The following is a 19016-nucleotide window of genomic DNA, read 5'->3' as shown; positions in this document are numbered from 1 at the left end:
AGGCTGTTTATATTTCATTATTATATTAACGCAAATTATCCAAGATATAATCCTGTACGGTAAAATCTTTCCGTACGATCGTATCACCGGGAACACGTTCGTCTGTCGTGATCGCTAAATTCTCATCGCCTAAGACTTGACGGCTCAAGAAGCTCATGATATCGTATTGGTTCCGGGACATAGGAAGCCCAGAGATCTCATGCCCCGCATTCTCTACCTTATAAAAATAATAGGAAGCTTGAAGATTTTCCAGACTTTTCGCTACAGCGGATGATCCCCATAAACCGCCGAGGTTCTCCATAGCGGCTTGTTCAAAAGGAACGGTTTTATCCGCATCGCCATGGAATAGCATAATCGGACAAGGCATCTTTTCCCAATGTGGAGGAAGCACACCAGAGACCGCACCGGCATATGAGATCACACCGGCATAGTTGAAACCTGTCGGTAGCCTTTTCGCCAACTCATGTCCGTTACATAAATCATACTCTGCCTGCAATACCGTAATCGCCCCGGCACTTGAACCGCTCGCTACGATCTGCTCCACATCGATGTTCCAATCCGAGCTTTGGTTAATCACGAAACCGGTAGCATCATAAAAATCCTCTACCGCCGTATCGATCGCATGCTGCAAGGCTGCGATAAAGTCCATCGGAGAAGAGACTTTAGAAGGATCCAGATTCTTCAAGGTGGTACGATAATCCGTAGAAACGACCACAAATCCGTTTCGGGCGAGGAACTCGAAATAGGGAATATATCCTTTATCCGCCTTATCTCCCCCTTTAAACCCACCGCCAAAAGCAAAAATCATCACAGGCTTTTTTGAGGCGGGCGATATAGAAGGCAACTCATACTTGTCCAAGGACAATGTATCTGTCCCTTTTATAGAGAATACGAAATTCTCTTTTTGAACATCCACATTCGCCACAGGTTTAGGCTGCGTACAGGCGAACGAACAGACGATCCATAAAGCAAATAGCGAATACACCCAATTTCTGTTCATCTTATTTTCGTATTAGAGGTTATTTTGTTCCTTCCTTCAAACCATCCAAGAACTTATCCACTTTTTTGGCAGCGTCTTTCACGCCCGCTTTCATTTTCAATCCAGCGTATGTCGCTTGCAATTTAATGATCTCCGCTTTCTCATCAGCGTTTAACTCTTCCTCGAACTTGGCGTAAAGATCCGTGGATAGATCCGAGAATTTCAGATCCGCCTTCTTCCAGTCCTTATCGGTATAATCAGCGGCCTCCATTTCCACCTTATCTACAAAATCACTAAACTCCTTCACATATGAATCCTTTGATTGGCAGGCGCTCAAAGCGAACATAACCAATAACATGAATAGTACTTTCTTCATCTTTTAATTAAAAATTAATTTGTTATACAACACAAATATATGCAAAAAGGTTAAACCCTTGTATATGTCGTATAACTTTACGTAATTTGCTATCCTATTTTCTTAATCAGATTAATAAATTTATGGAGAAAAAACATCAGTACCGAGGATTAACCAAACAAGAAGTAGAAGAGAGCAGGCGCCTTCACGGCGAGAATGTACTTACCCCGCCCAAGAAAGCTTCGTTATGGAGCCAATTCTTGGAGAAATTCGAAGATCCTATTATTCGTATATTATTAGTGGCATGGCTCTTGTCCATGATAATCGCTGGCGTACATTGCTGGGGACCTGAGGCGAAAGGTTTTACGGCCTTCTTGGAGCCGATCGGCATTTTCTTCGCAATCATGCTTGCCAGTTGCGTGGGCTTTTTCTTCGAGGTGAAAGCGAACAAGGCATTCGATATCTTGAATACAGTCAATGATGATATTTTAGTGAAGGTAATCCGTGACGGGAATATCTGCCAAATACCGAAAAAAGAGGTCGTCGTAGGCGATATCGTTGTTTTGGAGACAGGTGAGGAAATTCCCGCAGATGGACATTTGCTTGAAGCCATCTCCCTACAGATCAACGAATCCACACTAACCGGTGAACCGATTATCAGCAAGACTACAAACGAGGCGGATTTCGATACGGAAGCGACTTATCCGTCCAATGTAGTCATGCGAGGAACGACGGTCGTGGACGGACATGGCGTAATGCAAGTAGAAAAGGTGGGTGACGCTACCGGATACGGTAAGGTCTACGAAGGCTCGCAAATCGAGAGCGATGTAGAGACTCCTTTACAAATACAGTTGAAAGGCTTGGCTAGCGTGATCAGTAAAGCCGGATATACGATCGCCGGGGTGACGTTCATCGCCTTGACCGTAAAATTCCTTTTATCGGATAGTTTCCCCGGGATGCCGGCGATGGACATCATCGCCCATATCCTCAACTACTTTATGGTAGCGGTTACGTTGATCGTGGTATCCGTTCCGGAAGGATTACCGATGAGTGTCACGTTAAGTTTGGCCCTCAGCATGAACCGTATGTTGAAGACGAATAATCTTGTCCGCAAAATGCACGCCTGTGAGACCATGGGAGCGACTACCGTAATTTGTACGGACAAGACCGGAACGTTGACGCAGAACCAAATGCAAGTCTACCAAACGAATTTCTACAACCTGAAAGACCAAAAGCTTGGGGAGGATGAGTTAAGTAACCTGATCAAAGAAGGTATCTCCACGAACTCCACGGCATTCCTCGATTTCTCGGAAGAAAAGGTAAAAACCCTTGGAAACCCGACGGAGGCCGCCCTTTTACTCTGGTTGAACGGACAACACCAAAATTATCTGGAATTAAGAGAGAACGCTACGATCCTAGATCAATTGACCTTCTCTACGGAACGGAAATATATGGCTACAATCGTACAATCACCGTTACTCGGCAAGAAGGTACTTTACGTGAAAGGTGCTCCCGAAATCGTACTGGCCAACAGTAACCGGGTGGCGATAGACGGAACTTACAAACCGGTGGCGGAATGTAAAGCCGGCATCGAAAAACAATTATTGGATTACCAGAACCAAGCGATGCGTACGCTTGGCTTCGCTTACCAGATAATTGAGGATGGAATGGATGAGACCTTCTTCGTTGAGGGTCGTTTACATGATACGGATTTAACGTACCTAGGTATCGTCGCTATCTCCGATCCGGTACGTGCGGATGTGCCCCCCGCTGTTCAAAGTTGCTTGGACGCAGGTATCGACGTGAAGATCGTCACCGGAGATACACCGGGTACGGCTAAAGAAATCGGACGACAGATCGGTACGTGGAAAGCGAATGATACCGACCGGAACATTATCACGGGTCCCGCATTCGAGGCGCTTAGCGACCAAGAGGCCTTGGATCGTGTCTTAGACTTGAAGATCATGTGCCGTGCCCGTCCTACGGACAAACAGCGTTTGGTACAATTATTACAGCAGAAAGGCGCCGTGGTAGCGGTTACCGGCGACGGGACAAACGATGCCCCCGCCTTGAAAGCGGCACAAGTAGGCCTCTCCATGGGTGACGGTACTTCAGTTGCCAAGGAAGCCAGCGACATTACGATTATCGACAACTCGTTCAGTAGCATTACCCGTGCGGTGATGTGGGGACGTTCCTTGTACCGGAATATCCAGAAATTCTTGTTATTCCAATTGACCATCAATGTAGCCGCTTGTTTGATCGTGCTATTGGGTTCTTTATTAGGTACGGAATCTCCTTTGACTATCACGCAGATGTTATGGGTAAACTTGATCATGGATACATTCGCTGCCGGGGCGTTGGCCTCTCTCCCACCGAATGAGCGAGTGATGAAAGATAAACCTCGCCGGAGCGGTAAGGATGGAGATTTCATTATCACCCGCCCGATGGCCTATAATATTTTCGGCGTCGGATTCGCTTTTGTCGTAATCTTGATGGGCTTGTTGTTCTATTTCCATGCGCAAGACGGTTTAACGCCGCACGATTTATCGTGGTTCTTCAGCTTCTTCGTGATGCTACAGTTCTGGAATATGTTTAACGCAAAGGCATTTATGGAAGGACGTTCCGCTTTTGCCAATTTAAAGGATAGTAAAAGCTTCTTGCTGGTCGCTTTACTGATTTTGATTGGTCAATACTTAATCGTCACTTTTGGAGGCGAGATGTTCAGCGTAATACCTTTGCCCTTGGAAGATTGGGCGATCATTATCGGATCTTCCTCTCTGGTTTTATGGATCGGTGAGTTATTCCGGTTATTCAAAAGATAAATATATATTGTCCAACTTATAGGGACGGGGCGTGCCCCGTCCCTACAACCGGAAATAGTGTACCCGTATGATATATTAAAACCAACCTAGCTATAAATAGCTATTTCCTTATCCCGCTTCGTGTCTTAACTTCACACCTCAAATTATTTAAATCATGAAACATCTATTAGAATTAGCGAAAAGAAACCAAGATAGAGCTTGGGAAGTGATCCGGCAAACCGACATTATAAATATATGGAAATCCGTCGGGGCGGAAATAAACCTAGTAGGCTCCTTGAATATGGGACTACTCATGAAACATAAGGATATCGACTTTCATATTTACACTTCTCCTTTCCGTATATCCGACAGCTTCCTAGCGATGGCCCGACTAGCGGAGAACCCGCTCATTAAACGGATCGAATACGGAAATTCGCTCGATACGGAAGAACAATGCGTAGAGTGGCACGCATGGTTCCAAGACCCGGATAACGAACTCTGGCAAATTGATATGATCCATATCGTAAAAGGTTCCCGTTATGACGGTTATTTCGAGAAAATGGCCGAACGTATAACCGCCGTACTGACTGACGAGACCCGGCAGGCCATCTTAAAACTGAAATATGAGACACCGGATACAGCGAAAATCATGGGCGTGGAATATTACCAAGCAGTCATTCAAGACGGCGTGCGTACGTATGCGGAATTAGAGGACTGGAAAAAACAACATCCAGTCACAGGCGTTATCGAATGGATTCCATAAGAACTTTATTGACCAAACCGTGAAGAATCGATCTCTTTCTTATTCTTCCGGTTCATCTTGCCCAATGTATACTTTAAGGTGAGCGATACAGAACGAGTATCCGAATAGATCGTCATATCACTCTTCTGGCTGGGATAATCAATATGCGTTTTCGCACGTAAGCCCTTTAATAAGTCCTCACCTCGTAGCATTACGCTTAATTTTTTCGGTATCGGGTTCCAGACAAGCCCTGCCGATACATTATAAATACCATCCACATCATAGATACCTTGTATCGAAGGCGCACTATAGCGAGCGTTAACTTCTAACGATAAGTTCTTTTTCCTTGATAAAGTAAACGTATTGAACAACATCAACTGCCCGAACAACTTTTTCCGATCAAACGAAATATCGATAAACACTCCCTCATCTTGAATCAAGAAGCCCGATGCCACGAACCGTGAGCTAACCACCCCACCGATCCGAAACGGGATAACTGCCATCGCCCCGAAAGTATTATGCTTATCGAAATTAACCGATTGGTAATAGGCTCTCAACGCTTTCGTATCTTGATAATACAATTGGCGAATATAATTCACATGATGATTGGCGAATAGTCCAAAAACATATTTCTTTTTCAAGATATAATTAGCCCTAGCCATATAAATACGTTCCGGTTCCAAATAAGGATTTCCCCGTACCTGACTATACACATTCAAATAAGAAACATTCGAGCTCATGACCCAATACGCCGGATACTTCTTATCGCTGGAGAAATTGACTTGAAGCATATTCGATGGATCGATCGTATAACTCAAGTTCAATTGTGGATAGAGATTTACCCCAGACCATAAGGTCCATTTCCGGCCCGCCGAATCAATCACCGCCTTATTATACTCCGCCGAAAGAGAAGCGCTCAACACCAGTTTCTTGCCAAAACGCTTAGAGAAACCGGCATACAATCCCGCCGTATACTCTTTTTCTTTTTGGGCAAACGTAGCTGACAGATCCTCCTGTTTATCTTGGTAGGTAAAGGAGCTATTATCCGTAAAGGATAACTGCACATTCGTGCCTACGTTAATTTTCCATCCTTTTCCTAATACCCGTTCGTAGTTAACGAATACATTCGCCAAATGGATATTTTGCCGGGAGGTAGCCTCCACCTCTTGTTTCGTATCGGGATAATCCGAGATCATATATTGATCCCTGCGATCCTTATAATAGGTATAATCCACCCCTGCGTTCAAGTTCTTGGAATGTGCATAATTCAACCGTACATTTTGAAGATTCTTCGGGCCCGATAACTTATTATTACTTTCCGCATTCTCAATACCCACAAATAGAGTGTTCGAATATCGTTTGGAATTAGAATCCGTTATCTTGGCATAATAAGAAATATCCACCTCACGCCCCTTATCCATAAACCAACTGGCACTTGCCCCAATCGTATGGTTCATGGAACGACCTACCGCCGTATTTTCTTGCAGGATCTCATAAGGACGATCCTTCACGATAGGATAGGCGTTCATATCCTCGGTTGAACGGGAATGGTTATAATTAGCGGAATAAGATAGATCCAGACTATATTTCTTTTTGGAGTAAGATAAATTCACTAACCCGGTTGGCGAGAAGTAGAAAGCTTGCTTTCCGGTCAAAGAGATATCGGCACTTAAATCCTCATTCACTTTCTTCTCCATAATGATATTTATACTACCTCCTTTTACGCCATATTTTGGAGGAGAGCTATACAAAAGCTCTATACTCTTTACTTTGCTGGCCGAGTTAGATTTCAGAAGCTCTACAATCTGGGACAATGACATTGAGCTTTTACGTCCGTTAATAATAATGTTCGTAGTAGGGACGCCGATGATACTAACGTTGTCCCCTTCTTTCACCAATCCGGGAATCTCTCCTAAAATATCAAATGCAGTATTCACCGGTTTGGCCATGATCAAGTTAGGCACGTCGAAAGATAAGGCATCGTCCGTAACCGTAACCAAAGGACGCTCGGAAGTAACGTAGACATCCGGCAATTTTACCGTAATACTATCTTTCACCAAGATAACAGAATCCTTAGTCTGTGCATTTACAGCGACAAGAATATTCAGAAGCAACAAGAAAGGAACAATGGCAGTCTTCATAATATCAAGATTATGTTTATAATCCGCCAAATTAAAAAGAAAAAAGGAGATAATCAACGAAACTATCGAATATTTACGAACAAATCGTACACATATTCAAAATAAAGAAATTACACCACACCTATTTATACTATTAACCCGTTGGCTGAATTAAGCAACCGTGCCAAATCTTATAAAGATAAAAGTCAGATCAAACCGAATAAAAAGTTCTCCCAGTACTATATAAAACCTCCCGCAACCCGATATCTTCTTTATTCGCCGCCGCTGAATGTTCGTTCGGCGGCGACGAATATACATTCAGCGGCGGCGAACGAACATTCAGCGGAGACGGATATAGAAGATAGGCTTATCCATCAAGGTATTATTCATTCTACCTTATCCAAGGTAAAAGTAAAGATTAAAGTAGAACCTCCGGGGATACCGCTATAATCTCCATATCCATAACCTAGCGAAGCCGGGATAATCGCCTCCACGGTCTCATCCAGATGGATATTCAATAAGACACCGCTTAAGCCCGGGATAATGCCGTTCATAGAAAAACTTGATCTATCCAGTTTCTTTTGAAAGACTTTCCCGTCAATATATTTTCCTTCCAGATCAAGCAAATAAACCACTGAGGTTGCGGAAGGTGTCGTTGTCCACTCATTTTCTTTCTGAATGATCCGATATAAGGCAGTATCACCTCCTATAACAACTTGCTTATATTTCAATTCACCGTTCTCGTCTTTCTCCGCTTTCTTCTCCCAGATGTATTCCTTGTTTTTGTTGATATAAGCCAATTGCTCTTCCGAGAATTGAAGCTCATCATCATCCCCACAAGAAGTAAATCCCATCATCATGATCACTACAAGTGACCATACATACATTGAAAGTGCTTTCATTCCGATTTCTATATAAAATTAAACTATGATTATTCTTGATTTCCGAGGCGCGAATATACAAATCCATTTTGTTATATCAACTAACTTTCCGTTCTTTGCATAAATATAGTAGTAACCAACTAATACAACATGAAACTAAACAAATTAATAGCGATCGCCACGATCAGCCTTCTGTCGGGAGGTATAAGCATGGCACAAAAAGCGTTGAATCTTGAGGATATAGTTGCCGGTAACATCATACAAACAAAAGGCATCGGAAGCATGACTTGGCTAAAAGACGGTGAACGTTATAGCCGCTTGGAAAATAATAAGCAAACCGGAGGCACGGATATCGTCGCCTATCGAGCGAAAGATAACTCCCGTGAAGTCATTATCCCCTCATCCCTATTGACGGACAAATCTACCGGAAGGCCTATCCCCGTACGTAGCGTCTCTTGGAGTGCGGATAATGAGAAAGTCTTGATTTATAACAATACCCGACGGGTATGGCGTTATGATACACGGGGTGACTATTGGGTATTAAACCTAAAGGACGGCGCTTTACGTCAATTGGGAAAAGGAATGCCGGAATCCTCCATGATGTTCGCTAAATTCTCTCCGGATGGCACACGTGTGGCCTATGTTTCCAACAATAATATATATGTAGAAGATATAGACTCCGGGAAAATCACGCAGCTAACAAAAGACGGAAGCGATACGATTGTCAACGGAACCTTCGATTGGGTATATGAGGAGGAGTTCAGTTGCCGGGATGGTTTCCGCTGGAGCCCGGACGGAAAGCATATCGCCTATTGGCAAAGCGATACGAAAGGAACGGGAGTGTTCGACATTATTAATAATGTAGACTCCATCTACGCAAAGGTAATCCATTTCCCATACCCCAAGGCAGGAACCACCAATTCAGCCGTAAAAGTAGGCTACGTTTCCTCTACCGGCGGGAACACCACTTGGATCGCCATACCCGGAGATCCCCGGAACAACTACCTGCCCCGTATGGAATTCATCCCCGAAAGCGACGAGTTGTTCATACAGCAACTAAACCGCCCGCAGAATACAAATAAGGTATGGATCGCCAAGATATCCGATAACTCGCTGAATAATATCTTCACCGATACGGATGCCGCATGGCTAGACACGAATGATAACATACAATGGTTAAAGGACAACCGCTATTTCACATGGGAAAGCGAGCGTAGTGGCTGGCGGCATTTATACCGGATAAGCCGTGACGGAAAAGAGATACAACCCATCACCAAAGGTGATTTTGATTATATCTCGCCGGTCGGGACCGATCTACAAAAGGGCTGGGTCTATTTCATTGCCTCCCCGGACAATTTCACCCAACGCTACTTGTACCGGGCTAAAGCATTCGGCAATGGAGAAGTGGAGCGTGTAAGCCCCATGGAACAATCCGGACAGCACCGCTACAACATGTCACCCACCGGCAAATGGGCCATACATACGTATAGTAACGCCTCTACCCCATCTGTTATCGACATGGTTTCTTTTCCGAAACATCAATCCGTACGCATGCTTGAGGATAATGCTCAAGCCAAGGACCAATACGCTGCCTTAGGATTAAACCCGAAAGAATTTATCAAGGTCAAGTCCGGCAATCTAACCTTGGACGCATGGATGATAAAACCTGTCGATTTCGACGCATCCAAGAAATACCCGGTTATCATAGAGGTATACGGCGAGCCGGCGAGCGCCACCGTACAAGATGTATGGGGTAACGGAGATTTATGGCAACAATATATGGCGAACCAAGGCTATATCGTGGTGAGTATAGAGAACCGGGGCGCGAATACTCCTCGTGGGCGTGAATGGCGTAAATGTATTTACGGGGAAGTGGGCACTTTCTCCTCCGAGGATCAAAGCAGAGGTATTTTAGATATGGCCCGTCAATATCCGTTTATCGATGCCAGCCGGATCGGCATTACCGGATGGAGCGGCGGCGGCAGTCAAACCTTGAACTGCATGTTCCGTTATCCGAAAGTATTCCATACCGGTATAGCGATCGCTTTTGTCGCTGACCAGCGCCTATACGACACGATCTACCAAGAACGTTACATGAATACTCCGCAGAACAATCCGGAAGGCTACCGCAAAGGTTCCCCGATTACCTATGCCGAGGGACTGGAAGGTAATCTGCTGCTTATCCACGGTACGGGAGATGACAACGTGCATTACCAGAATTGCGAGATGCTGGTGAACAAGTTGATCAAGAACGGAAAGATGTTTACGCAAATCAGTTACCCGATGCGTAGCCATAGCATCAACGAAAGGGAAGGAACGACTCTTCACCTACGTAAGACAATGGCTAAATACTGGCTGGAGCATCTTCCGGCCGGTGGTAAATAGTTAATCCACGATTCGATGAAACAATTTTTATTGCGATTAGTGATCTTGGCAGGAATCAGTTTCCTGCCAACGGTATCCAACGCCCAATTAAGGGAAAAGGCCGAAGAACTATTGTCTACGACATTAGGCAATGAGCCGAAGGAGCCAGTTACCTCGACCGATACGTTTTCGCTCGACGAGCAGCACCGGAAGGATTCCATCAAAATGCAGGAGCTAGCCCTCCAGCTGCAAGAGATGAAACTAAACGAGATTTTGCTCAAAGACGAGCTGGAAAGCACGAAGAACAGCAATGCTACCGCCGACTCCCTAAAAATGGCCGAGCAACGAAACCGTATCGATTCCCTTCGGGCACTGACTCCCGGCGTACCTGTAGTCGTGGAGGGGGATACCTTATTTCACCTATACGCCAAGCGCGGAGGCCGCACCCCGGTTGACCGGGCTGAGGACATCCTCAATATCATGGTAAAGATCGGGACCTCGCATTCCTTGAAGAAGGATTCCATCTATATCTATGACAGCGAATACGTAACGGATATCATGTACGGAGATAAGGTTATCCTAAGTATCACCGACCAAGATGCCCTATGGCAAAATCTCAGTCGTATAGCCCTCGCAGAACAATATCAACCGATTATCCAAAACAAGATACAAGAGTTAAGGGAGCAACATAGTATCTTGCAGATAGCGAAACGGGTATTATTGTTCATCCTCGTAATTATCATCCAATATTTCCTGTTTAAGCTGACCAACTATCTGTTTAAGAAACTACGCAGGAAAATTATCTGGTTAAAGCAGAACCGACTCAGATCTATTACCATCCGGGATTATGAATTTCTCAACACACATCGCCAAGGACGTGTATTGGTGTTTTTCACCAACGTAATACGATGGATCGTGTTACTAATCCAGTTAACCATCAGTGTACCGATCCTTTTCGCTATCTTCCCGCAAACAGAAGATCTAGCCTTGAAGATATTCTCCTATTTGTTGGAGCCGGTAAAGATGATCTTTAAATCGGTAGCCTCCTATATTCCGAACTTGTTTATCATCTTGGTGATCTATTACTGTATCAAATACATCGTAAAAGGAATCCAATACATAGCCAACGAGATAGAGAGCGAGAACCTGAAAATATCAGGTTTTTACCCGGATTGGGCGCAACCGACGTTTAATATCATCCGTTTCCTGCTATACGCCTTTATGATCGCCATGATCTATCCTTATCTGCCGGGATCGGACTCGGGGGTATTTCAAGGCATATCCGTATTTGTCGGTTTGATCATATCGTTGGGTTCCAGTACGGTGATCGGAAATATCATCGCCGGGCTGGTCATTACTTATATGAGGCCCTTTAAATTGGGTGACCGTATCCAACTAAACGAGACGACTGGCAACGTTATCGAGAAGACTCCGTTTGTCACCCGTTTACGTACCCCTAAGAATGAGGTAGTGACCATCCCGAACTCCTTTATCATGTCCTCCCATACAACAAATTATAGCGTATCCGCACGGCAATACGGATTAATCATCCACAGCACGGTTACGATCGGCTACGACGTACCTTGGCGGCAAGTTCATCAATTATTGATCAATGCCGCCCGCCAAACCACCGGGGTATTGCCAGAGCCGAAGCCTTTCGTATTGGAGACCGAACTAAGCGATTACTATCCCTGTTATCAAATCAACGCTTATATAAAGGACGCCGATAAACTCGGGGATATCTATTCCGACCTGCATCAAAACATACAGGACGTATTCAATGAGGCTGGCGTAGAGATCATGTCACCGCACTATTTCGCCGGACGAGACGGAAGCGCTTCCACGATCCCGGCCTCTCCCTATCTGGATGACAGGGTAGAGCCTTCAAAGAAATAAATATTTCACGGTAAATAGTTAAAAATGATCCCTCACGAAACAAATCGTGGGGGATTTTATGTTATATGTCCAAACGTCACTAATAAAATAAATAATGGTAATGAAAAAGTATTTTATCGCAGTAGCGGCTATGGCATTTTTGGCCGCATGTAGCGGGAAACAAGCCCAAAAGGATGTACCCGTAGAAGTAGAGGAAGAAGAATTCGCCATAATGTCGGCGGCTCCGGACGCTCCGTCTCTGCCACTGATCCATTCTGTTAAGGCGACTCAACCGGCAAAACCCGTAAATATGAGAGATTCCTTGAAGGCTGATCCTAAAAAGGGACCGGTTATCCAAAAAAAGTATAAGGGAACCCTGACTTCTCCGGATAGCGTGAATGTAGATTATGACTTAACCTTGTATTATCAACAAGATAACGCAGACGAGGAAGGCGTATTCGAGTTGGATGCTCTTTATACCGTACCGGAAGCAGTAGCCTCAAGTACCGGAGCGGCGAAGAAAGCTCCTCAGAAAGCCATTACAACCGGTAAACAAAAAGTAAAGCACGGAACTCCCGATGACGCTAGCGCGGTAATCTACGAGTTGATTCCCAATGATGGCGAACCCGTCATCTATTTCCTAGTAGAAGGGGATAACTTGACCTTGATGAACGACGCGTTGCAAAAAGCGGCGGCAGATCTTAACTACACACTAAAACTTGTTCAGTAATATAGGCAGCACATCTTTGTATATATAGATCACCCCGATAGTCTTACCGGATCGCCGGAAGCTATCGGGGTTTAGTTTCTATTTAAACCATCCTTAACAGATCGATTATCTGATACCTAACTTGGCTTTGATCGCTTTAGGCAGGGCATCTTTATGAACCACGATATTCATGGTCTTATAACGGACAAACGCCTTGGAAGCATACCAAATACCGTTATACTTGCTGTTGGTTCCCCAAGAGTTCTTTACCATATAATACTCGTTCCCCTCTTGATCCTTGGCAATACCGTAGATCTGCATACCATGGTCGTCTGTCGTCTCGTAATTATCGTAAGCCAACTGACGCTCTGCTTGGGTACACCATTTCTGAGGTTGCGGTTTTGTGTTCAGCTTCTTTTCCTCCGGTTTCAATTTCAACCAATGAGCCATATCGGAACCGCTCAACTCCTGTACCTTCTCATCATCAGGCATAACGGCCACTCCGTCACGAGTAAAACCAGATTCGCTCACATCGGAACCCCAAGCGATCGTATAACCCGTATTAATCGCATTATCAAAGACCTCCATAAACTCATCCAGCGGCAAGTTATACGACATACCGTGACGCCAGTTATCCTGAATCTCTAGCGGGAACTGGGTATAGAACGGATGATGCGTATAAGAAGTCAATGAGACATAATCCGAAGCCTTCAAACCTGTAGACTCGAAGAAAGATTTCGGTGTATATTCCTTCCCTTTATACGTGAATTTCTCAGGAGGAACCCCCAAGTAGATCTGATGTACCGCAGCGACCGCCTTCTTCCATAACATGGCGTTATTCTCATCAGACTGCAATTTGCGTAACTTTCCCTTGGCGATAGCGGCCACCATAGCGTCGGTCAAGGCGGAAAGCTCGGTATGGTTACTCAACGTATCGGCATACATCACGCCCGGGCGCATCTCCTCTTCCGGAACCAAGCCGAATGTTTCCATTCCATAAAGCGCATCATAGAAAGATCCACCTTGCGAGAACGAAACATCCCCATGCGTACGCACAGCAGCGTCGGCACGATCCAGATAGGTGTTATATACCGTAAACATCTCGGATAAGTCATACTCGCCCTTTCCCATACGAAGCAACTCCGACTCCAAGAAAGAGTACGAGGAGTAGCACCAGCACGTACCCGCACGATTTTGGTTCTTAACAGATGTAATGGGGTTCTCTTTCACGGTCGTGAACACGAATCCCTCCTCACTCTCCTTCTTCTCCGTGTCTTGCGCTTGGATCGTAGCGGACATAGTCAGAGCGAATAGCATGCTTGAAACTAGAATTGTCTTTTTCATGTAATTTTATATATTTATATTAGTATTAAGTCCGTATCGACCGCAAATGTAAGTTTTTTATCCGTAGCTAACTCTACAAAGTCGTACGTATTTGAGATATTTTATCTAAGTTTGCCTCCTCAGGAAACATAATATATAACTAATTATCTGCAAAATGAGAATATCTATTATCGGTTCGGGTAATATCGGTGGAGCGATCGCCCGAGGTTTAGCGAAAGGAACCATGTTCAAAGCCTCTGATATCACTTGTACCGCCCAATCGGATGAGACCTTGGAGAAGATGAGAAAGATCGATCCGGACTTTATCTTGACCCATGATAACGTGGAAGCGGCACGAAACGCTGATATCATTATAATCGCCGTTAAACCTTGGCGTGTAGAAATGATTATAGATGAGATTAAGTCGGTGCTCGACTTCGAGAAACAAATCATCGTATCCGTAGCGGCTGGCGTGACTTTCGACCTGTTAAATACTTATTTGACCAAGAACACGGACTTCGATTGTCTGGCTACTCCCACGATCTTCCGGATCATGCCCAACACGGCTATCGAGGTGATGAGCAGCATGACTTTCGTTTCCGCCCGCAACGCCTCCAAGGAGCAAACGGATCTAATCATCCATATCTTCAACGAGCTTGGCAACGCCATGTTGGTAGAAGAACGGTTGATGGGCGCAGGAACAGCATTGGCTTCCAGCGGCATCGCTTTCGCCTTGCGTTATATCCGTGCGGCGATAGAAGGCGGCGTGGAATTGGGTTTCTATCCGAAACAAGCGCAAGAGATCGTGGTGCATACCGTGAAAGGCGCCGTTGATTTATTGCTCGAGAACAAAAGTAACCCGGAGATGGAAATCGATAAGGTAACGACTCCGGGCGGAATCACGATCAAGGGTCTAAATGAGATGGAACTTTCCGGTTTTACCTCTTCCGTGATCCGGGGACTGAAGGCCAGTAAATAAAAATAGGCAGACAAAGTAGTTTGCCAGCACCAATACGCCCCGAAATATGCTGACAAACTACTTTACCTGCCCTCGGCGGGTTTATGTTCTTTCCGCCTAGCCATTTCCATCTCCAACATCCGGAGTTCCCGGCTGGTCTGCCCCGCGACAGAAGTATTCTCTTCCGCACGCCGGATCAAATACGGCAGTACATCCCTTACCGAGGCGTACGGTACGTATTTGGTTACGTTATATCCCGCATGGGCTAAATTGAAGGAAATATTATCGCTCATTCCCAATAGCTGCGCAAAGAAAACACGGGAGTCATCGCGGGCGATCCCCTTCTCGTCCATCAATTTCGCCAACTTATAATTACTCTCCTCATTATGCGTTCCCATAAACATCTCAAAACGATCTAAATGATCCATGGTGAAACGAACCGCCGCATCATAATTCTCGTCCGTGGCCTGCTTATCCTTACAAATCGGATCGGGATAATCCAACGCCGCCGCACGGGCACGCTCCGCTTCCATATAAGCCCCGCGCACGAATTTCACGCCCGCAATATAACCTTTCGCCACGGCGTCATCGTAGATACGACGCAGATAAGGCATCCGGTCATGACGATACATTTGCAAGGTGGCGAATACGATCGCACGTTTCTTGTTGAACTTACGCATCGCCTCATCGGTCAACGCATCAATGGCATCTTGGAAACAATAATCCTCCGCATCCACTAAAATACGTACGTCGTTATCGTAAGCCCGTTGGCAAAGCGCCATAAAACGCTCGCGGAACTCGCGGAAATGCCGGACATCGTCTATCGTAAGCTCTTCCCGTTTCTCGGAAGCTTTGGCCAGTAACTCATCGGTCGTGATCGTGGATGGTTTGAATACGGCATAGGCCAGATTCGTATTTCCTTTCGCAAAATCTATCGAGCGCAAGGTTTCCTCGAAAGTCGCCTGTATGCCCTCCGGGGTCTGCTCGCTCTCCGCCGAATAATCGAGCGTCGATTTCACGTTGTATTTCATCAAGTGGTTGATGGCAGCGGAGCAGTCCTGCAAGGTCTCCCCCCCTACGAACTGTTTATATAAGGTAGGCTTCACCGCCCAAGCCAGCGGGAAATGTATTTTCAAGGCTATACTCGTGGCTACTTTAGCGCATTTTACCAACCAAGGATATTTTATCGTATTAAAAAGCCAGTAAGCATTTTGTAGTTCTCCCCGCGACTTCGACGAGAAAGCGATCTCGGTATTGTTAAAGTCTAACATATTGTATGTAGATAAAGGTAACGTCATAGCGTAGAGACGGGGCACGCCCCGTCTCCCCCACAATCAGTTGGTATTTCTTAATTATGACAATTATTTCTCACCTAAGAACGGATACCCGTAGCTCGTCGGAGGAACCAAGCATTCCTTGATACAACGAGGATTCGTCCAGCGAATCAAGTTCAACGGGCCACCGGCCTTGTCATTCGTTCCGGACGCACGGGAACCGCCGAACGGTTGCTGGGCGATCACGGCGCCGGTCGGTTTATCATTGATATAGAAATTACCGGCCGAATAGCGCAAGGTATTGAATGCCTTATCAATCGCATAGCGATCACGGGCGAAAATAGAACCCGTCAATCCGTACGGAGAAGTACGATCACAAAGTTCCAAAGTCTCCTCATATTTAGCGTCGTCATATACGTAGATCGTAATCACCGGCCCGAAGATTTCCTCTACCATGCTCTTGAACATCGGGTCCGTGGTCTGGATAACCGTTGGCTCCACGAAATAACCAACAGATTTGTCCCCGTTACCACCAAAAAGAACCTCTGCGTCCGGAGACTGTTTCGCATAATCGATATAACTCATGATGTTATCGAACGAAGCCTCATCGATCACGGCATTGACAAAGTTCGTGAAATCCTGCACGTCACCCATCTTGATCTCTTTCAGCATATCGCCCACATAATCTTTCACCTCTTTCCAGAGAGAAGCCGGGATATAGGCCCGAGAACCCGCTGAGCACTTCTGCCCTTGATACTCGAACGCACCGCGTACGATAGCGGTAGCCACATCCAACGCCGGAGCGGAAGGATGAGCGAAGATAAAGTTCTTGCCACCTGTCTCGCCTACGATTTTTGGATAAGATTTATAATGCCCCAAGTTCTCTCCGATCTGACGCCACAAAGTATTGAACGTAGAGGTAGAGCCCGTAAAATGGAACCCCGCCAAATCACGGCTGCCCGTAATCACCTTACCGATCACGCTACCCTGTCCCGGGATGAAATTCACTACGCCATCGGGCAAGCCGGCCTCTTGGAAAACCTTCATCAAGAAATAGTTCGAATGGATCGCCGTAGTAGACGGTTTCCATACCGCCACGTTACCCATCATAGCCGGAGCCATATTCAAGTTGGAAGCGATCGACGTAAAGTTAAACGGCGTGAGCGAGAACACGAAACCTTCCAAGGCTCGGTATTCCATACGATTCAATATACCCGTCTCGGAATAGGGTTGATCGGCATATACTTGACTAGCGTAGAAGGTACTGAAACGCAAGAAATCGATCAATTCGCAGGGAGCGTCGATCTCCGCTTGGAACGGATTCTTGCTCTGTCCCAACATAACCGAAGCGTTCAGGATATAACGATATTTCGTAGCCAACAACTCAGCTACACGAAGCATAATAGACGCACGTTCCACCCATGGAAGTTCTGACCATTCCTTATGCGCTTTCATGGCGGCGTCGATAGCCATTTGTACTTCTTTCTCGCCCGCCTTATGATAAGTAGCCAATACATGATGATGATCATGAGGCATAACGACCTTACCGGTATTACCCGTACGGATCTCTTTTCCACCAATTACCAGAGGAATATCCCATTCCTCGGAACTTATCTGCGCTAACGCTTTCTTTAAGGATGCTTTTTCACTTGATCCGGGAGCATACGCTTTTACCGGTTCATTAATGGGTTTAGGAAATCTAAAAATAGCATTATCCATAATACTTCAGATTTTTTAAATGGTTATTCAATGAAACTTTCTGCTGTAAACGTAGCAAATTTATTTTAAAACAGTGGCGTATAAACGTTAATATATATCAACCAAAGATAAGCTCATTTCACGGTCTATACAATGATCTAAAAGACCTCTCCCGAAAACAATCCGCGAAAGTTGTTTGTTACATTAACATATTAATCATCTTAAAGGAATAAAATTATGGCAATTAAAAGAGTTTGGATTGAGGAGGATTGCATCGCTTGCGGTACATGCGAGGGCATTTGCCCGGAAGTATTCACTGTTACAGATCGTTCACGTGTAAACGAAGGAGTTAATTTCGATGATTTCGAGGCGGGTATTAAAGAGGCTGCCGAAAGCTGTCCGGTCGAGGTTATCAAATACGAATAGACAAAAACACATTAACCCTTACTTTTCCTTCCTAGATAAAATCTCAGAATCATTGCGCAATCTATAATAACACGTTACCTTTGCCAGAGGTAAGGTTAATAACATTAACCTCTTACGGGAATAGAAAGAATCGAAATAAGAAATAAGAAATAAGAAGTAAAATGAGAAAATTAGTGTTACTGAGTTTTGTTATTGTCGCCTCTTTGCAATTTTGCGGGGCGCAATCATTAGATAAGATGCAATGGTTCAACGAGCCGGAGCAATGGGAGATTAAAGACAAGTCGCTTTCCATGCAGGTCACTCCCCAAAGTGACTATTGGAGGATTTCCCATTACGGGTTTACGGTAGATGACGCTCCTTTTTATTATGCTACTTATGGGGGTGAATTCGAAGTGAAAGTCAAGATAACCGGCGATTACAAGCAGCGTTTTGACCAAGCCGGCCTGATGCTTCGTATCAATCATGAACTATAATAAGAAAATTGAATACGGTTAACGATAATTAGCATGAT

The 19016-nt window shown here is 45.1% G+C and carries 14 protein-coding genes and 1 pseudogene; 8 read left to right on the top strand and 7 right to left on the bottom strand.

Annotated features, from left to right (window positions below; translation table 11 throughout):
* Positions 1-25: 25 nt before the first annotated feature.
* Both DWY79_RS19505 and DWY79_RS19500 read right to left on the bottom strand, forming a co-directional pair.
* A complete protein-coding gene (locus tag DWY79_RS19505) occupies positions 26-1000 on the bottom strand; it encodes a S9 family peptidase (protein WP_009275621.1) in 975 nt (324 codons plus the stop codon).
* A gap of 19 nt (positions 1001-1019) precedes the next feature.
* Positions 1020-1355: a DUF6565 domain-containing protein gene (locus DWY79_RS19500; RefSeq protein WP_008773659.1), complete on the bottom strand. Its 336-nt coding sequence runs from the start codon at positions 1353-1355 to the stop codon at positions 1020-1022.
* A gap of 122 nt (positions 1356-1477) precedes the next feature.
* On the opposite strand from DWY79_RS19500, the gene DWY79_RS19495 reads away from it, so the two are divergent.
* Entirely contained in the window at positions 1478-4156 is a 2679-nt protein-coding gene (locus DWY79_RS19495) for a calcium-translocating P-type ATPase, PMCA-type (protein WP_122144596.1), read from the top strand.
* 154 nt (positions 4157-4310) lie between these two features.
* On the top strand, positions 4311-4898 hold the full coding sequence (locus tag DWY79_RS19490; RefSeq protein WP_009275619.1) for a hypothetical protein: 588 nt from the start codon (positions 4311-4313) through the stop codon (positions 4896-4898).
* Between the two features lie 5 nt (positions 4899-4903).
* Here DWY79_RS19490 and DWY79_RS19485 read toward each other — a convergent pair whose 3' ends face one another.
* Both DWY79_RS19485 and DWY79_RS19480 read right to left on the bottom strand, forming a co-directional pair.
* Positions 4904-7018 (bottom strand): outer membrane beta-barrel protein, encoded by a 2115-nt coding sequence (locus tag DWY79_RS19485; protein WP_057326343.1) that lies wholly within the window; start codon positions 7016-7018, stop codon positions 4904-4906.
* A gap of 365 nt (positions 7019-7383) precedes the next feature.
* Positions 7384-7899 carry an FKBP-type peptidyl-prolyl cis-trans isomerase gene (locus DWY79_RS19480; RefSeq protein WP_057326332.1) on the bottom strand — a complete coding sequence of 172 codons (516 nt, stop codon included), beginning with the start codon at positions 7897-7899 and terminating at the stop codon, positions 7384-7386.
* A gap of 129 nt (positions 7900-8028) precedes the next feature.
* Here DWY79_RS19480 and DWY79_RS19475 point away from each other — a divergent pair, with 129 nt between their 5' ends.
* From DWY79_RS19475 to DWY79_RS19465, 3 genes are all read left to right on the top strand, one after another.
* The gene (locus DWY79_RS19475) at positions 8029-10263 is read left to right on the top strand and encodes a S9 family peptidase (protein ID WP_122370132.1); all 2235 of its coding nucleotides are present in this window, start codon (positions 8029-8031) and stop codon (positions 10261-10263) included.
* Between the two features lie 15 nt (positions 10264-10278).
* Positions 10279-12138, top strand: a complete 1860-nt coding sequence (locus tag DWY79_RS19470; RefSeq protein ID WP_122370130.1) for a mechanosensitive ion channel family protein — start codon at positions 10279-10281, stop codon at positions 12136-12138.
* A 100-nt stretch (positions 12139-12238) separates the two neighbouring features.
* The gene (locus DWY79_RS19465) at positions 12239-12847 is read left to right on the top strand and encodes a copper resistance protein NlpE (RefSeq protein WP_122370128.1); all 609 of its coding nucleotides are present in this window, start codon (positions 12239-12241) and stop codon (positions 12845-12847) included.
* A gap of 105 nt (positions 12848-12952) precedes the next feature.
* On the opposite strand, the gene DWY79_RS19460 is transcribed toward DWY79_RS19465, so the two are convergent.
* Complete coding sequence (locus DWY79_RS19460) at positions 12953-14170, bottom strand: aminopeptidase C (RefSeq protein WP_122370126.1); 1218 nt, start codon at positions 14168-14170, stop codon at positions 12953-12955.
* Between the two features lie 154 nt (positions 14171-14324).
* On the opposite strand from DWY79_RS19460, the gene proC reads away from it, so the two are divergent.
* Positions 14325-15128, top strand: a complete 804-nt coding sequence (gene proC, locus DWY79_RS19455; protein WP_005854240.1) for a pyrroline-5-carboxylate reductase — start codon at positions 14325-14327, stop codon at positions 15126-15128.
* A gap of 62 nt (positions 15129-15190) precedes the next feature.
* On the opposite strand, the gene DWY79_RS19450 is transcribed toward proC, so the two are convergent.
* Entirely contained in the window at positions 15191-16378 is a 1188-nt protein-coding gene (locus DWY79_RS19450; protein WP_048927531.1) for a proline dehydrogenase family protein, read from the bottom strand.
* A 90-nt stretch (positions 16379-16468) separates the two neighbouring features.
* Complete coding sequence (pruA, locus tag DWY79_RS19445) at positions 16469-18100, bottom strand: L-glutamate gamma-semialdehyde dehydrogenase (protein ID WP_005854238.1); 1632 nt, start codon at positions 18098-18100, stop codon at positions 16469-16471.
* Between the two features lie 216 nt (positions 18101-18316).
* On the opposite strand from pruA, the gene DWY79_RS19440 reads away from it, so the two are divergent.
* Both DWY79_RS19440 and DWY79_RS19435 read left to right on the top strand, forming a co-directional pair.
* Entirely contained in the window at positions 18317-18505 is a 189-nt protein-coding gene (locus DWY79_RS19440; RefSeq protein WP_005854237.1) for a ferredoxin, read from the top strand.
* 161 nt (positions 18506-18666) lie between these two features.
* Positions 18667-18972: pseudogene (locus DWY79_RS19435) on the top strand (DUF1349 domain-containing protein); the annotation flags it as partial.
* Between the last annotated feature and the right edge of the window lie 44 nt (positions 18973-19016).

The sequence above is a fragment of the Parabacteroides sp. AF27-14 genome, from assembly GCF_003635425.1.
GTDB lineage: Bacteria > Bacteroidota > Bacteroidia > Bacteroidales > Tannerellaceae > Parabacteroides > Parabacteroides distasonis.
The sequence above is the reverse complement of the archived record's forward strand: the minus strand, read 5'-3'. Positions and strand labels throughout refer to the sequence as shown.

What these genes read in the sequence shown, in the direction of transcription:
- DWY79_RS19470 (WP_122370130.1), top strand. Translation starts at nt 10,279, where the DNA reads ATGAAACAATTTTTATTGCGATTAGTGATCTTGGCAGGAATCAGTTTC.
- DWY79_RS19505 (WP_009275621.1), bottom strand. Translation starts at nt 1,000, where the DNA reads ATGAACAGAAATTGGGTGTATTCGCTATTTGCTTTATGGATCGTCTGT.
- DWY79_RS19450 (WP_048927531.1), bottom strand. Translation starts at nt 16,378, where the DNA reads ATGTTAGACTTTAACAATACCGAGATCGCTTTCTCGTCGAAGTCGCGG.
- DWY79_RS19460 (WP_122370126.1), bottom strand. Translation starts at nt 14,170, where the DNA reads ATGAAAAAGACAATTCTAGTTTCAAGCATGCTATTCGCTCTGACTATG.
- DWY79_RS19485 (WP_057326343.1), bottom strand. Translation starts at nt 7,018, where the DNA reads ATGAAGACTGCCATTGTTCCTTTCTTGTTGCTTCTGAATATTCTTGTC.
- DWY79_RS19465 (WP_122370128.1), top strand. Translation starts at nt 12,239, where the DNA reads ATGAAAAAGTATTTTATCGCAGTAGCGGCTATGGCATTTTTGGCCGCA.
- pruA (WP_005854238.1), bottom strand. Translation starts at nt 18,100, where the DNA reads ATGGATAATGCTATTTTTAGATTTCCTAAACCCATTAATGAACCGGTA.
- proC (WP_005854240.1), top strand. Translation starts at nt 14,325, where the DNA reads ATGAGAATATCTATTATCGGTTCGGGTAATATCGGTGGAGCGATCGCC.
- DWY79_RS19480 (WP_057326332.1), bottom strand. Translation starts at nt 7,899, where the DNA reads ATGAAAGCACTTTCAATGTATGTATGGTCACTTGTAGTGATCATGATG.
- DWY79_RS19490 (WP_009275619.1), top strand. Translation starts at nt 4,311, where the DNA reads ATGAAACATCTATTAGAATTAGCGAAAAGAAACCAAGATAGAGCTTGG.
- DWY79_RS19500 (WP_008773659.1), bottom strand. Translation starts at nt 1,355, where the DNA reads ATGAAGAAAGTACTATTCATGTTATTGGTTATGTTCGCTTTGAGCGCC.
- DWY79_RS19495 (WP_122144596.1), top strand. Translation starts at nt 1,478, where the DNA reads ATGGAGAAAAAACATCAGTACCGAGGATTAACCAAACAAGAAGTAGAA.
- DWY79_RS19475 (WP_122370132.1), top strand. Translation starts at nt 8,029, where the DNA reads ATGAAACTAAACAAATTAATAGCGATCGCCACGATCAGCCTTCTGTCG.
- DWY79_RS19440 (WP_005854237.1), top strand. Translation starts at nt 18,317, where the DNA reads ATGGCAATTAAAAGAGTTTGGATTGAGGAGGATTGCATCGCTTGCGGT.